General features: G+C 63.0%; 7 protein-coding genes, 1 other RNA gene and 1 pseudogene. All 9 read left to right on the top strand.

Going from position 1 to position 13657, the window contains the following annotated elements:
- The first annotated feature begins 126 nt into the window (after positions 1-126).
- The 9 genes and pseudogenes from ABQU90_RS16690 to ABQU90_RS16650 all read left to right on the top strand — a co-directional run bounded on the left by ABQU90_RS16690 (position 127) and on the right by ABQU90_RS16650 (position 13558).
- Positions 127-660, top strand: a complete 534-nt coding sequence (locus ABQU90_RS16690) for a hypothetical protein (RefSeq protein ID WP_323523016.1) — start codon at positions 127-129, stop codon at positions 658-660.
- A gap of 301 nt (positions 661-961) precedes the next feature.
- Positions 962-3139 (top strand): methyl-accepting chemotaxis protein, encoded by a 2178-nt coding sequence (locus tag ABQU90_RS16685; RefSeq protein WP_323523017.1) that lies wholly within the window; start codon positions 962-964, stop codon positions 3137-3139.
- Between the two features lie 188 nt (positions 3140-3327).
- The gene (locus tag ABQU90_RS16680; protein ID WP_323523018.1) at positions 3328-6117 is read left to right on the top strand and encodes a methyl-accepting chemotaxis protein; all 2790 of its coding nucleotides are present in this window, start codon (positions 3328-3330) and stop codon (positions 6115-6117) included.
- A 61-nt stretch (positions 6118-6178) separates the two neighbouring features.
- Positions 6179-6254: non-coding RNA, sX9 sRNA (locus tag ABQU90_RS16675), on the top strand.
- A gap of 426 nt (positions 6255-6680) precedes the next feature.
- Positions 6681-7442: a transporter gene (locus ABQU90_RS16670; RefSeq protein ID WP_323523019.1), complete on the top strand. Its 762-nt coding sequence runs from the start codon at positions 6681-6683 to the stop codon at positions 7440-7442.
- Between the two features lie 13 nt (positions 7443-7455).
- Positions 7456-9804: a methyl-accepting chemotaxis protein gene (locus tag ABQU90_RS16665; RefSeq protein ID WP_323523020.1), complete on the top strand. Its 2349-nt coding sequence runs from the start codon at positions 7456-7458 to the stop codon at positions 9802-9804.
- Positions 9805-10006: 202 nt separating this feature from the next.
- Positions 10007-12277 (top strand): methyl-accepting chemotaxis protein, encoded by a 2271-nt coding sequence (locus tag ABQU90_RS16660; protein WP_323523021.1) that lies wholly within the window; start codon positions 10007-10009, stop codon positions 12275-12277.
- A 116-nt stretch (positions 12278-12393) separates the two neighbouring features.
- A pseudogene (locus ABQU90_RS16655) lies at positions 12394-12669 on the top strand (hypothetical protein); the annotation flags it as partial.
- 214 nt (positions 12670-12883) lie between these two features.
- Positions 12884-13558 carry a DUF1629 domain-containing protein gene (locus ABQU90_RS16650; RefSeq protein ID WP_323523023.1) on the top strand — a complete coding sequence of 225 codons (675 nt, stop codon included), beginning with the start codon at positions 12884-12886 and terminating at the stop codon, positions 13556-13558.
- The last annotated feature ends 99 nt before the right edge of the window (positions 13559-13657 follow it).

Raw genomic sequence — 13657 nt, 5'->3', positions numbered from 1 at the left:
TCACAACACCAACGATTCACCCGCCTGCGCTGCCGTTGGTCGAAAGGTGATCAAGCGCAAGCTTCTGCGGCCGATACACACAGCAATGAGGGCGGAAGCGCCCGCGCCATGTCGAAGGATGTCCGCATGCACACCGCCAATTCCATCCGCTCTGCCCGCAACATGCTGGGCGCCGCATTCGCCGTTGCCGTGCTGGCAGCGGGCGTGTCGTTGCCGCCCTCGTTTGCCGCACCGGCCGCACCGGTCTCCGTGCTGCTGGACAGCGTGCCGGTGAGCGCACTGCAGTCGCTTGCCATCGACCTGGTGCAATTGCGCGACGACCAACGTGCACAGCTCGCCGCCGCGCACGATGCGGCCCGCGTGCAGGCCTATGACGAGCGCATGGGCAACCTGCGTCAACGCATCGCCCGGCATGCCGGCTATTTCCAGGCCACTGCGCCGCAGGGTGAGCAGGCGCGCCAGTTTGCAGTGGTGCAGCAGCAGCTGGGCCAGTACCTGGCGCAACAGCGTCTGGCCAATCGCGCCCTGCATGCTGGTGACCTGTACCAAGCGCAAGCCTTGTCGCTTGGCCAGCCCGGCGATACCCACCAGATACTCTGGACCGAGCTGCAGAACCTGCAGGCTTCGGTGGCCAAAGTCGGCACGACGCAGCACCGCTAAGCGCATTCCGGCGTGCGCCGATCGGCCGCAGTACGGCCACCGCCATTCCCTCGACAACATTCTGTACCGCTTCACGTGATCTGCCTTGCAGCGGATCGTGCGCGCCGCGCGGTGCCTGCATGTTTCGGTGTGTAGGCGTCAACAGATGGCGCTGTCGCGACGCAGGCGATGGCGTGTCGCACAGACGTCGGTGCCTTCCATGCCGTGCCGGAGCAACTGACGTCACGCAACGCTCAACATTTCTATTACCGGGTCGCTATTCGACTTATCCCGGTCACAATCCTCTCGCTGGATACCTGTCATGACGTTCAAGAGCTCGCTCGCAAAGACGTTGGCCAATGTGCCGCTCAAGCGCAAATTCTTCGCCCAAACCGCGCTCGTTGCATTGGGCATCATCATCCTTGCCGTCATCGCGGCACGCATGCAGTACGTCGATCTCACCGATACGCGTCGCGACGGGCTCAAGAGCCAGATCGAAATGGCGATGGCGGTGGTCAACGGCTACGCCGAGCGCGCCGACAAGGGCGAGATGGACGTGGCCACTGCAAAGAGCAGAGCGCTGTCCACCTTGTCCACCATGCGCGCACGCGGTGGCGTGGACTACATCTACGTCACCGACCAGGCGCCGGTGATGCTGATGCATCCCACCCGCCCGGACCTCAATGGCAAGCCCTTGACCGATGTGCTCAGCCCGGACGGCAAGCGTATTTTTCCGGCGTTCGTGACCGCCGCGCAGGCTGGCGGCGGCTATGTCGATTACACCTGGGCCAAGCCCGGGCAGAAGGACCCGGTACAGAAGACCTCGTATGCGGCGCTTTACAAGCCGTGGGGCTGGGTAATCGGCACCGGTGTGTATCTGGACGACACCCAGTCGCAGGCGCTGGCGTTTACCGGCATCGTGACCCTGGCCGGTGGCGTGCTGATGCTGCTCAACCTGCTGGTCGGCTGGATGATCGGCAACTCGATCCTGGAGCCGGTCTCGCGTGCATTGGCGGCGATCAAGGGCGTCGCACGTGGCGACCTGAGCGTGCGCACTGCCGAACATGGCAACGATGAAATCGGCCAGATGCTCAAGGCCACCGACGACATGGTGCACACCCTGGAGCGCTTCTCCGCGCAGACCAAGGTAATGATGCACATGCATGCCGGCGACGACGTCACCCACCGCATGCCCACCGATTTCCCCGGCGTCTATGGCGAGCTGGCCTCCGGCATCAACACCATGCTCTTCGAGCACCTGGATGCCATCGTCGATGCCATCGGCATCCTCAACGAATACGCACAGGGCGACCTGTCGCGCGATGCGGTCCGCCTGCCTGGCACGCGTGCCGTCCTGCACGAAGCGGTCGACGCGGCCAAGGCCAGCCTGCTGGCCATCAACACCGAGATCAAGCGCCTGGCGCAGGCAGCGGCCAGCGGCGATTTCAGCCAGCGTGGCGATGCAACGCGCTTCAAGCACGATTCGGCGCGCATGATCAACGACCTCAACGCAATGATGGAAGTCAGCGACCGCAACCTGGGCAAGCTGTCCGAGCTGCTGGCCGCATTGGCCGAAGGCGACCTCACCGCGCGCATGGACGGCGAGTTCCACGGCGTGTTCGCACGTATGCGGGACGATGCCAACACCACGGCCACGCAGCTGGCCGGCATCGTCGGGCGCATCCAGCAGGCGGCCGGTTCGATCACCGGCTCGGCCAGCGAAATCGCCGCCGGCAACAACGATCTGTCGCAGCGCACCGAGCAACAGGCGGCCAATCTGGAAGAAACCGCCGCATCGATGGAAGAGCTCACCTCGACCGTCAAACAGAATGCCGAAAGCGCGCGTCAGGCCAACCAGTTGGCGATCGGCGCGGCCAGCGTCGCATCGCAGGGCGGCCAGGTGGTGAGCCAGGTGGTGGACACCATGTCCGGCATCCAGACCTCGTCCAAGAAAATCGCCGAGATCATCAGTGTCATCGACGGCATCGCGTTCCAGACCAACATCCTGGCATTGAACGCGGCGGTAGAAGCGGCGCGTGCCGGCGAGCAGGGCCGCGGTTTCGCGGTGGTCGCCTCCGAGGTGCGCACGCTCGCACAGCGCTCGGCTGGTGCGGCGAAAGAGATCAAGCATCTGATCGACGACTCGGTCGGCAAGGTGGCGCAGGGGTCGGCACTGGTGGATCAGGCCGGCAAGACCATGGCCGACATCGTGTCCTCGGTGCAGCGCGTGACCGACATCATGAGCGAGATCTCCGCCGCCTCGCAGGAACAGTCGGCCGGCATCGAACAGGTCAATCTCACCATCACCCAGATGGACGAGAGCACCCAGCAGAACGCCGCGCTGGTGGAAGAAGCCACCGCTGCCGCCAATGCGATGCAGCAGCAGGCGCAGCAGCTGGACGATGCGGTGTCGACGTTCCGGGTGGTTGCTGTATCCGCTACTCAGCATGGCAATGCAGGCGTGCGCGCACCCAAGCGCGTGGCGTTGGCGGCTTACTGATAGCGGCCGGCAACACGTCGCACGTGGCTGTCAGACCGGTAGGGCGCGGAGGAAGGTGGTGTCGGGGGGTACATGCCGATTCCGAACATCGTCCGCGCCCGCCTGACCGCCGCGCTCCTGATGGTGCTGATCGCGCTACCTGCTAATCCGCGTCAGCGGGTTCCTCCCCTCCCTTTGCAGCCACGCCCATGACCTCGCTTTCCACGCACTCACGTTTCGGCGGCCGCCTCGCGTACCGCCTGATGTTCGGCACTGCGGTCATCGCCTCGCTGTGCTTCGGCCTGACCGCGGCCATCACCTATTGGCAAAGCAGTCGTGCCCTGAGTGCGTCTGCCCAGGCCACGATGCAGAATGCCGCGCGCTATCAGGCCGAGCAGATCGGCAGCGAACTGGGTCAGGCACTGACCACCGGCCAATCGCTGGCCACCAGCTTGCTGGTGCAACGCGCCAATGGCGGCATCAGCCGCGATACGGCGGCTGCGGTAATACACGACCAGCTGCAGGATCACCCCGAGTGGGTGGGCATGGGCACGCTGTGGGAAGCGCAGGCCTTCGATGGCAAGGACAGCGACTTTGCAAACGCCAAGGGCCACGACGCCACCGGCCGGTTCATGACGTATTGGGGGCGCGTTGGCCAGACGCTGGTGCGTGAGCCGCTCACCGATTACGAAACCCCGGGCCTTGGCGACTGGAATCTCAAGCCGCGCGCCCTGCTGCGGCAAACCGTTGCCGAACCCTACGACTACAAGATTGGCGGCAAGACGGTGCTGATGACCACCTTGTCCACGCCGATCCTGCAGGACGGCAAGTATCTGGGTACAGTGAGCGTGGACGTGGCACTGGCTGCGTTGCAGCAGCGCCTGGGTGCATTGCGCCCGATGGAAAATGGGTATGTCGAACTGCTGTCGCCCGCCGGCGTGGTGCTGTCATCGCGCGATACCGCGCGCATCGGCAAGCCGCTCACCGACGCGCGCCACCGCGCCATGCTCGACGCGATCAAGGACGGCAAGGATTCGGTGGATTTCACTCCCGATGCCGACGGCACGGTGAGTGCGTATGTGCCGCTGCAGATCGGCAAGGCTCAGGAGCGTTTTGCGCTGGGCGTGGTGGTGCCGTATGCGGCCATCATGCAACAGGCGCATCACCTGCTGTGGACGATCCTGCTGGTGGGCCTGGGTTCGGCGGTGGTGCTCAGCGGTGCGTTGTTCCTGCTGCTGCGTCGCCAGGTGGTGCGCCCGTTGGAATCGGCAGTGGGCGTGGCCGATGCGATCGCCTCGGGCAAGCTCGATAACCACATCACCGTGCAGCGTCGGGACGAAGTGGGCCGGCTGATGGGCGCCATGCAGCGCATGCAGGACGACCTGCGTGCGCGGATTGAACGCGACACCGCCATCGCCAACGAAAACCTGCGCATCCGCACCGCGCTGGAACACTCCGAGATGGAAGTGTTGCTGGCCGACGAACAACACAACGCAGTGTTCATTACCGAGGCGCTGCACACCTCGTTCAAGCACGGCGAGCCGGCTTTCCATGCCAAGGGCCAGACCGGCTTCAGCGCCGATGCGGTGGTCGGCAAGCCGCTGGACTACGTGTTCGGTACCGACAGCGAAGGCAAGGCGCGTGCGCAGCAGCTGCAGCAATTGCAGTCCACCACGTCGGAGCGGTACAGCTTCGGCCCGGTGACGCTGGATCTGACCATGACCCCGCTGTACGCGGCCGATGGTCATCGCAGCGGCAGCATGCTGCTGTGGCGCAATGTCAGCACCGAAGTCAGCACGCAGAAGGAAGTGGCGGCGCTGGTGCAATCGGCGTTGATGGGCGATTTCGGCCAGCGTCTGGCGCTGGACGACAAGCACGGGTTCTATCTGGAATTCGGCCGCCAGCTCAACGGCTTGCTGGAAACCACCTCGCAAGGCCTGGAGCGTATTTCCAGCCTGCTCAGCGCGCTGGCCGAGGGCGACCTCACCGTGCGTATGGATGGGCAGTTTGCCGGCGTGTTCGCACGCATGCGCGATGACGCCAACGCCACCGTGGCGCAGCTCACCGGTATTGTCTCCGGCATCCAGACCTCGGCCACGCAGATCAATGCGGCTGCCAGCGAGATCGCTGCCGGCAATAATGATCTGTCGCAGCGTACCGAACAACAGGCGGCCAATCTGGAAGAAACCGCCGCCTCGATGGAGGAGCTCACCTCCACCGTCAAGCAGAATGCCGAACACGCGCGCCAGGCCAACCAGCTGGCGATCGGCGCTGCCGATGTCGCCTCGCATGGCGGCGCGGTGGTGGCGCAGGTGGTCACCACCATGTCAGGCATCGAGGTCTCTTCGAAGAAGATCGCCGAGATCATCTCGGTCATCGATGGCATCGCCTTCCAGACCAATATCCTGGCGTTGAACGCGGCAGTGGAAGCGGCGCGTGCCGGTGAGCAAGGTCGCGGCTTTGCCGTGGTGGCCTCGGAAGTGCGCACGTTGGCGCAGCGCTCTGCCGGCGCCGCCAAGGAAATCAAACACCTGATCGACGACTCGGTGAGCAAGGTGGCGCAAGGCTCCTCGCTGGTGCATCAGGCTGGCACCACCATGAGCGAAATCGTGGCCAGCGTGCAGCGCGTCACCGACATCATGGGCGAGATCTCAGCGGCATCGCAGGAACAATCCAGCGGCATCGAGCAGGTCAATCTCACCGTGACGCAGATGGACGAAGCCACCCAGCAGAACGCCGCGCTGGTGGAAGAAGCCACCGCCGCCGCGCGTGCGATGGAAGAACAGGCCGGGCAGCTCACCGAAGCGGTCGCCGTGTTCAAACTCAGCCAGGTGGCCGCACCCGCAAGCGCTGCGTTTGCGGCCAAGCCGGCTGTCCGTGCCCTGCCCTCGTCCAAGCGCGCATCCACCGGCAGCACCCGCATCGCCGCACCTGCGCGCCAGTCGGGCAAGCCATCGGCCAACCCGGCCGGCAACGATAGCCAGTGGCAGGATTTCTAAAAGCAGCTCACAAAACCACCGTGCTCACCGCCAGGTGGGCGCGGCCGGTGTTCGGTGCGGCATGCACCACGCGTACATTCCAGTTCTGAGCGCGCCGCCCACACCACCTGACGACTGCTCGCTACGTTTTGCGAGCCGCTCTAAGCACGCGTGATCCAGCGACGGCATCTGTGCAAGACGCCGTCTTGGGCACACAAGGCACTGCGCGTTGCACCGAGCCTGCGCGATGCCGGCACGCACGTGGCACCCAACAATTGCCCGCTACGTCGTTCAAACGCATCACCCGTGCTGCATGGCGTTGCCGCAACGCCAGCACCCATCTGCGTGATGGCCGCACCAAGCAGACGCAAGCGCTGCTGGCGGCCCGGCCTTGCACAGCCACCCTGCCCTGCCTGGCTCCACCCATCGGCAATGCTTAAAGATTTATCTGGCGTTGCCGTTAGCCTGGGTGACAACGGCTGCCTGTGCCCCACCGCAACAGCCGCTCACACACCGCATGTGCGCTGGTGCAGACAACACGCGCAGACGCATGCGTCCGAGACTTGATCGTTGCAGGGGTCACCATGAAGTCATCTATTCTCGCCAGCTGTCTTGCGCTGTTGTGCGTCGCTGGCCATGCCCGCGCCGAAGACCCCATCGCGACCGATCGACCCGATTTCGTCGAGTCCAGCCTCACCGTCGGCAACCATCGGCTGCAGGTGGAAACCAGCGCTGCGTGGGAGCGCGATGCCTCCGTCGATGGCTATTCCACACCGACGCTATTCCGCTACGGGCTCGGCCAAACCTGGGAATTGCGGCTGGAAACCGATGGCTGGCAGCACATCGACCTGCCGGGCGAATCCAACATCAGCGGTATGTCCGACGTCTCGCTCGGCATCAAACATCATCTGGCCAGCTCCGACGATGGCAAGACTTCGCTGGCCTGGTTGCTGCATGTGGATCTGCCCAGCGGCGCACAGGCCCTGCGTGGTCACGGGGCGCGTCCGTCGTTCCGGCTGGTGGCCGAATGGGATCTCAGCGACAGCATCTCTGCCGGCGTGATGCCCGGCGTGATCTGGGACGACGACGGCGACGGCCATCGCTACACCGCAGGTATCTTGGGTGCGGTACTGGGCAAAGCCTGGAACGATCGCGTGCGCTCCTTCGTCGAAGTGGCATTGCCGCAGATCGCCAAGAGCGACGATGGCGGCACCGTGGCACTGCTCGATGTCGGCTCGGCCTGGCTGTTGAACAACGATGTGCAACTGGACGCGGTGTACAGCCGCGGCCTCAACGACCGCTCACCCGACCACGCCCTCGGCGTCGGTCTGTCTTTCCGCTTCTGACACGGACCGCGCAATGAAGATCATGCATATGTTGGGCGCTCTGGTGCTGGTGGCCGCGTTGGCGCTGCTCGCTCTGGGCGGTGTGGGCTACAACGGTCAGCGCGGACTGCTGGAAGCCATCGCCGCGCAGGTGATTTCTTCCGATGCGCTGCGCAACCACATGCAGGCCGACATGATGCACGACGCCTTGCGCGGCGACGTCACCGCCGGGCTGCTCGCCGCATCGCACAAGGACGATGCCGGCATTGCCGCCGCGCGTGTATCGCTGGGCGAACATGCCGGCGAATTTCGCGATGCAGTGCAAGCCAACCGCAAGCTGCCGCTGGACCCCGCACTGCGTAGCGAGCTGGAAGCGGTGGCACCCGCGCTGCAGGCTTACATCGCCTCCGCCGAACAGGTCACGACGCTGGCCGAAACGCATGCCGACAGCGCTGCGGCGTACCGCGATTTCACCGACAAGTTCGGGCAGCTCGAAACCCGCATGGGCGCGATCAGCGAGCGCATCCTGGCCTTGAACGAGGCCAACCGCAGCCAGGCCGAGCAGTACAGCCAGCGCGTGATGTGGCAGCAAGGCGGCGCCGTCGTGCTTGCATTCGTATGCCTGGCGCTGGCCGCCGGCTGGATTCTGCGCTCGGTGTTCGGCCTGATGGGCGGCGAGCCGCAGCTGGCCATGGCCGCCGCGCAACACATTGCCGAGGGCCGCCTGGACCAGCCGATTCCGGTTGCGGCAAAACATACGCGCAGCCTGATGGCGGCACTGTCGCGCATGCAGCGCGACCTGCGCGAACGCCTGGAGCGCGAGCGCAGCATCGCCGCAGAAAACCTGCGCATTCGCACTGCACTGGATAACGCATCCACCGGCATGTACATCGCCGACCCGGACCTGACCATCATCTACACCAACACCGCGCTGCAGTCTTTGCTGCACACCTATGCAGACGATATCCAGGCCTGCGCGCCGGCGTTCAATCGCACCGCCAACCTGGTCGGGCAACCGGTCTCGCTGCTGGAAGTGGGCAATTCGCAGGACGCGGAAATCTATCAGCGTCTCGACCGCCAGGGTGCAGCGCAACGCGAAGTGCAGTACCGCGCCACCTGCATCACGCAGAACGTGTCGGCGATCCGCGACGAGCGTGGCGCGCATCTGGGCTTTGTCTGCGAATGGCGCGACCGCACCGCCGAAGCGCGGGCAGAAGTGGACGTGGCCGATGTAGTGCGCAGCGCTGCGGCGGGCGATCTGTCCAAGCGCATCGACAGCACCGGAAAAAAAGGCTTTTTCCTGCAGCTGGCGCAACAACTCAATGCCCTGCTCGATGCCAACGCAGTGAGCATCAGTGAGGTATCGCGTCTACTGAGCGCCCTGGCCGAGGGCGACCTGAGCACACGCATGCACGGCGATTTCCACGGCGTGTTCGCCACCATGCGCGACGATGCCAATACCACCGCCGAAGCGCTGGCGCAGGTGATCGGACGCATCCAGCAGGCCGCCGGCAGCATCCATACCGCCTCCAGCGAGATCGCCGCCGGCAATAGCGATCTGTCGCAGCGCACCGAACAACAGGCGGCCAATCTGGAAGAAACCGCCGCCTCGATGGAAGAGCTCACCTCCACCGTCAAACAAAATGCCGAAAGCGCGCGCCAGGCCAATCAACTCGCCATCGGTGCGGGCGGCGTCGCTTCGCAGGGCGGCGCGGTGGTGGCGCAGGTGGTCACCACCATGTCCGGCATCGAAGTGTCGTCGAAAAAGATCGCCGAGATCATCTCGGTCATCGATGGTATCGCCTTCCAGACCAATATTTTGGCGTTGAATGCGGCGGTGGAAGCGGCGCGTGCTGGCGAGCAGGGTCGTGGCTTTGCAGTTGTTGCCTCGGAAGTACGCACCTTGGCGCAGCGTTCGGCCGGTGCAGCGAAGGAGATCAAGCACCTCATCGACGATTCGGTCAGCAAGGTGGCCGAGGGCTCGCAGCTGGTTCACCAGGCTGGCACCACCATGGCCGACATCGTCGCCAGCGTGCAGCGCGTCACCGACATCATGGGTGAGATTGCCGCGGCCTCGCAGGAACAATCGTCCGGCATCGAGCAAGTCAATCGCACCATCACCCAGATGGACGAGGCCACCCAGCAAAACGCCGCATTGGTGGAAGAAGCCACCGCGGCCGCACGCACGATGGAAGATCAGGCCGGACAGCTGGCGCAGGCGGTCGCACGTTTCACGCTTGCTGATGCGCCCCAGGTCGCCGCGTTGGCACGCCCGGCCAAGCCGACGTCCATCGCGCCGAAACCGGCAACACCCGTGCGCCGCGCATCGGTGAGCGCGCCCACGGTTGCGCTCGGTAACGACAGCCAATGGCAGGACTTTTAAGCGGTATCTGCACCGCCGCAACGACGGCATCGGATGCTGTCGTTGTGCGAACGATATTGGACGATTGGCATGTTTTCCAGGTGAAGTCGCGCATATAGCCGGGCCTGGAACAGTCTGGCTCATCGTTCAGAGATAAAGAATCATCGCTCCGGGCCGCTAGCGTGCAAGACAGCAGCGCAATGCTACGCCCCGGAGTTACATGATGAACAAGTTCAACGATTGGCCCATTCGCCGCAAGCTGATGTTTGCGTTCTGCCTCAGTGCCGTGCTCACCGCCCTGCTCGGTGGTTTGGGCTTTTCGCGCATGAAGCAGATGCAGCAGCAGACCGCACTCATCAACGAGGATGTGGTGCCGGTGCTGAGCAAGTTGTCGGAGCTACGTGGCTTCGCCGGCGAATTCCGCGTCTATGAAGTGGGCCAGTTCGTCAATCTGGACGACCCGGAACGCTATGCGTATTTCTTCAAGCGCATGGACGAAATCCAGGCCAAGTATGCGGAAACGCAAAAGACGCTGGACGCCAAGATCGGGCCGGATTCTGCGTTAAAGGCCGAATATGCCAAGTTGGCCGATGCCAGCACGCGCTACTTCGCCGCCAACGTGAAGCTGCGGACGTTGTACGCAGACCCCGACCGCGCTGCGGCGATGGAGTTTTCGCGCAAGCAGTCCGGCGAGATCCGCAAGGAACTGTTCGCATCGGTCGACAAGATGTATGCGCAGCAGTCCAAGGCGCTGAGCGACATGGTCGCGGCCAGCGCCACCTCGTTCAAGTTCACCAGCGCGGTGCTGCTGCTGGGCACCTTGTTGATGGCCGCGCTGTCGATCACCTTCGGCTGGTTGATCGCACGCAGCATCACCAACCCGTTGTCCAAGGCACTGGGCGCCATCCAGGCGGTGTCGCGCGGCGATCTGAGCGTGCAGGTCAGCAAGACCAGCAACGACGAAATCGGCCAGATGCTCGAGTCCACCGGCCGCATGACCCAGATGCTGCGCCGCTTCTCCGACGAGACCGCACGCATGTCGCACCTGCATGCGGCCGAAGACATCACCCACCGCATGCCGGAAGATTTCCCCGGCGTTTACGGCACCCTGGCCGGCGGCATCAACACGATGATTTTCGAACACCTGGATGCCATCACCGACTCGGTGCGCATCCTCAACCAGTACGCGCAGGGCGACCTGACCCAGGACGCACGCCGGTTGCCGGCAAGCCGCGCGATCCTGCACGAAGCGATGGATGCGGCCAAGGCCAGCCTGTTGTCGATCAATACCGAGATCAAGCAGTTGGCACAGGCGGCAGCGGCGGGCGACTTCAGCGCCCGCGGCGATGCAGCCCGCTTCAAGTACGACTTTGCGGTGATGGTGGCGGACTTGAACTCGATGATGGAAGTCAGCGATCGCAACCTGGGCAAGCTGTCGCAGCTGCTCGGTGCGGTGGCCGATGGCGACCTGACCGCACGCATGGACGGCGAATTCCACGGCGTGTTCGCGCGCCTGCGTGACGATGCCAATGCCACCACACAACGCTTGACGGATATCGTCGGCCGCATCAAGCACTCCACCCTGACAATCAATACCGCCGCCGGCGAGATTGCTGCGGGCAATCAGGACCTGTCGCAGCGTACCGAGCAGCAAGCGGCCAATCTGGAAGAAACCGCCGCCTCGATGGAAGAACTCACCTCTACCGTCAAGCAGAACGCCGAACACGCACGCCAGGCAAATCAGCTGGCGATCGGCGCCGCCGGCGTGGCGTCGCATGGCGGCAGCGTGGTCGGCCAGGTGGTCACCACCATGTCCGGTATCGAGACCTCGTCCAAGAAGATCGCCGAGATCATCAGCGTCATCGATGGCATCGCCTTCCAGACCAATATCCTGGCGTTGAATGCCGCGGTGGAAGCCGCACGTGCCGGCGAACAGGGCCGCGGGTTTGCCGTAGTTGCCTCGGAAGTACGCACGCTGGCACAGCGTTCGGCCGGCGCTGCCAAGGAAATCAAGAGCCTGATCGACGACTCGGTCAGCAAGGTGGCCGAAGGCTCGGCACTGGTGCATCAGGCTGGCACCACCATGAGCGAAATCGTCTCCTCGGTGCAGCGCGTGACCGACATCATGAGCGAGATTTCCGCCGCTTCGCAGGAACAATCGGCCGGCATCGAGCAGGTCAACCAGACCGTCACCCACATGGACGAAGCCACTCAGCAGAACGCCGCGCTGGTGGAAGAAGCCACCGCTGCCGCACGCTCGATGGAAGATCAGGCGCAGCAGCTCACCGAAGCGGTGGCGCTGTTCCGTCTGTCGGCCGAACTGGAATCCCAGACCCGCGCCACGCCGGTCGTGCACCAACTCGCCGCCAAACGCCCCACCGCGCCAAGCAAGCCAGCTACCAAGACGCTTGGCAAGCCGTCTGCTACAAGGCCCGCCGCGCGCGCCGCAGTGGCGTCGGCACCGTCCAACGAATCGGACTGGGCAGAGTTCTAAGCCACGTGATCGGTCGCATGGCGGCCGATGCTGTCGAAGCCGCGCTCTTTCGGGAGCGCGGCTTTTTTATTGGATCTGGGCGCTGGCCTCTGCCTCGGTGCGCTTGGGCGATTCAGCGCGAACTCAACTACCAGGCCACCAACGCTGCTGCCGCATTGGCCTTGAAGGATGCACCCGCTCAGCAAGATCCGTATCGCCAGCCGGCCAATGCCACTGACCGTCCTAGCCTGAGCAGCGCCGACTGGCGACGCGATGCAGCGGACGGCCAGTGGCATCGGCTGGTCAAGGCCGATGTGTCTGGCCCCAACGATCGCGGCAGTTACGTGCAGGAGACCGCCTTGCCGAACCGCAAAGCCGAACTGGACGCACAAGCGCAGGAGGTCATCGCCCGCACCTAGGATGCGTTGACTACATCTAACCGCCAACGCTACTGTCGTGGGATGGAGTGTCTTTACTCAGATTCAAAATCATGTTGATCGGGAGCTTGACTGCAAGCATTGATGTTGTCTGTTGAGAAATGTGGTACTGCTTGAAGCTAAATCACTGGGCTGTTGGTACCTAATTCTGGCAAAGTCACCATAACCGATAAGCTGTGGAGCAATATCCATGAACGGAACACAAGAAATAGAAGTGACTACTCAGAATAAACCGCAGAAAGGCGAGTTCTACATCTTGATGCCAGATCTTGAATACGGCCCTGAACTCGGGGTGGTGTTCGAAAACGTGAAAAAACTACTCGTGCCTCCCAGATTAATTCTGAGGCCGAACGAAGGGGGCTTTCCTACACTTCCAGAAAGACCACGCCTCATCTATGACCCATCGAAAGGTGTTATGCCTAAAGACCTGGAAGCCGGTTTCAGTGGCTATTGGCTCGTGTCCGAGCGTTTACACCAGGTATTTTCGACCGTCGATCCAGAGGGCTTCAGCTTCGTCGAGTGCGATTTCCTGATGACCGATGGCACTCAGGGTCCTAGATACTTCCTGTGCGATGTGGTGCGAGTGCTGGACGCGCTTGATGAGGAGCAGTCGGAAGTAGAGATAGAAATTAGCGACGATTTCGTGAATGGAAAATTTTACGATCTAACTGGCGGTGCGAGCCTAGCTTTTCGGAAAGATGTGGTTGGAAATTCTCATGTATTCCGAACACCTTTCTCCGCTGACTACTATGTTATCTGCGATCGCACATTGTTAGATGCAGTGCGTGAAGCCGGTATTGGTGGCACGAGAAAATCTTCTAATGGACTTTGGTTTCGAGACGTTACTGATTGGAAAGACGCTTGATTTCAATAACGGAATACCGTCATGCCTAGACGTACGATTTTTCAAGAGCATCATATTGCTGAGCAGCAAACGCTTCGCAACAGTCCGTTGCTTGAAATA

Origin of the sequence: Xanthomonas sp. WHRI 10207 (assembly GCF_040202975.1) — a bacterium.
Classification (GTDB): Bacteria; Pseudomonadota; Gammaproteobacteria; order Xanthomonadales; family Xanthomonadaceae; genus Xanthomonas.
This window is presented reverse-complemented; position numbering and strand designations above follow the sequence as displayed.

Excerpts from the sequence above, each read along its gene's own strand:
- ABQU90_RS16690 (WP_323523016.1), top strand. The coding sequence starts at position 127 with ATGCACACCGCCAATTCCATCCGCTCTGCCCGCAACATGCTGGGCGCC.
- ABQU90_RS16685 (WP_323523017.1), top strand. The coding sequence starts at position 962 with ATGACGTTCAAGAGCTCGCTCGCAAAGACGTTGGCCAATGTGCCGCTC.
- ABQU90_RS16680 (WP_323523018.1), top strand. The coding sequence starts at position 3,328 with ATGACCTCGCTTTCCACGCACTCACGTTTCGGCGGCCGCCTCGCGTAC.
- ABQU90_RS16670 (WP_323523019.1), top strand. The coding sequence starts at position 6,681 with ATGAAGTCATCTATTCTCGCCAGCTGTCTTGCGCTGTTGTGCGTCGCT.
- ABQU90_RS16665 (WP_323523020.1), top strand. The coding sequence starts at position 7,456 with ATGAAGATCATGCATATGTTGGGCGCTCTGGTGCTGGTGGCCGCGTTG.
- ABQU90_RS16660 (WP_323523021.1), top strand. The coding sequence starts at position 10,007 with ATGAACAAGTTCAACGATTGGCCCATTCGCCGCAAGCTGATGTTTGCG.
- ABQU90_RS16650 (WP_323523023.1), top strand. The coding sequence starts at position 12,884 with ATGAACGGAACACAAGAAATAGAAGTGACTACTCAGAATAAACCGCAG.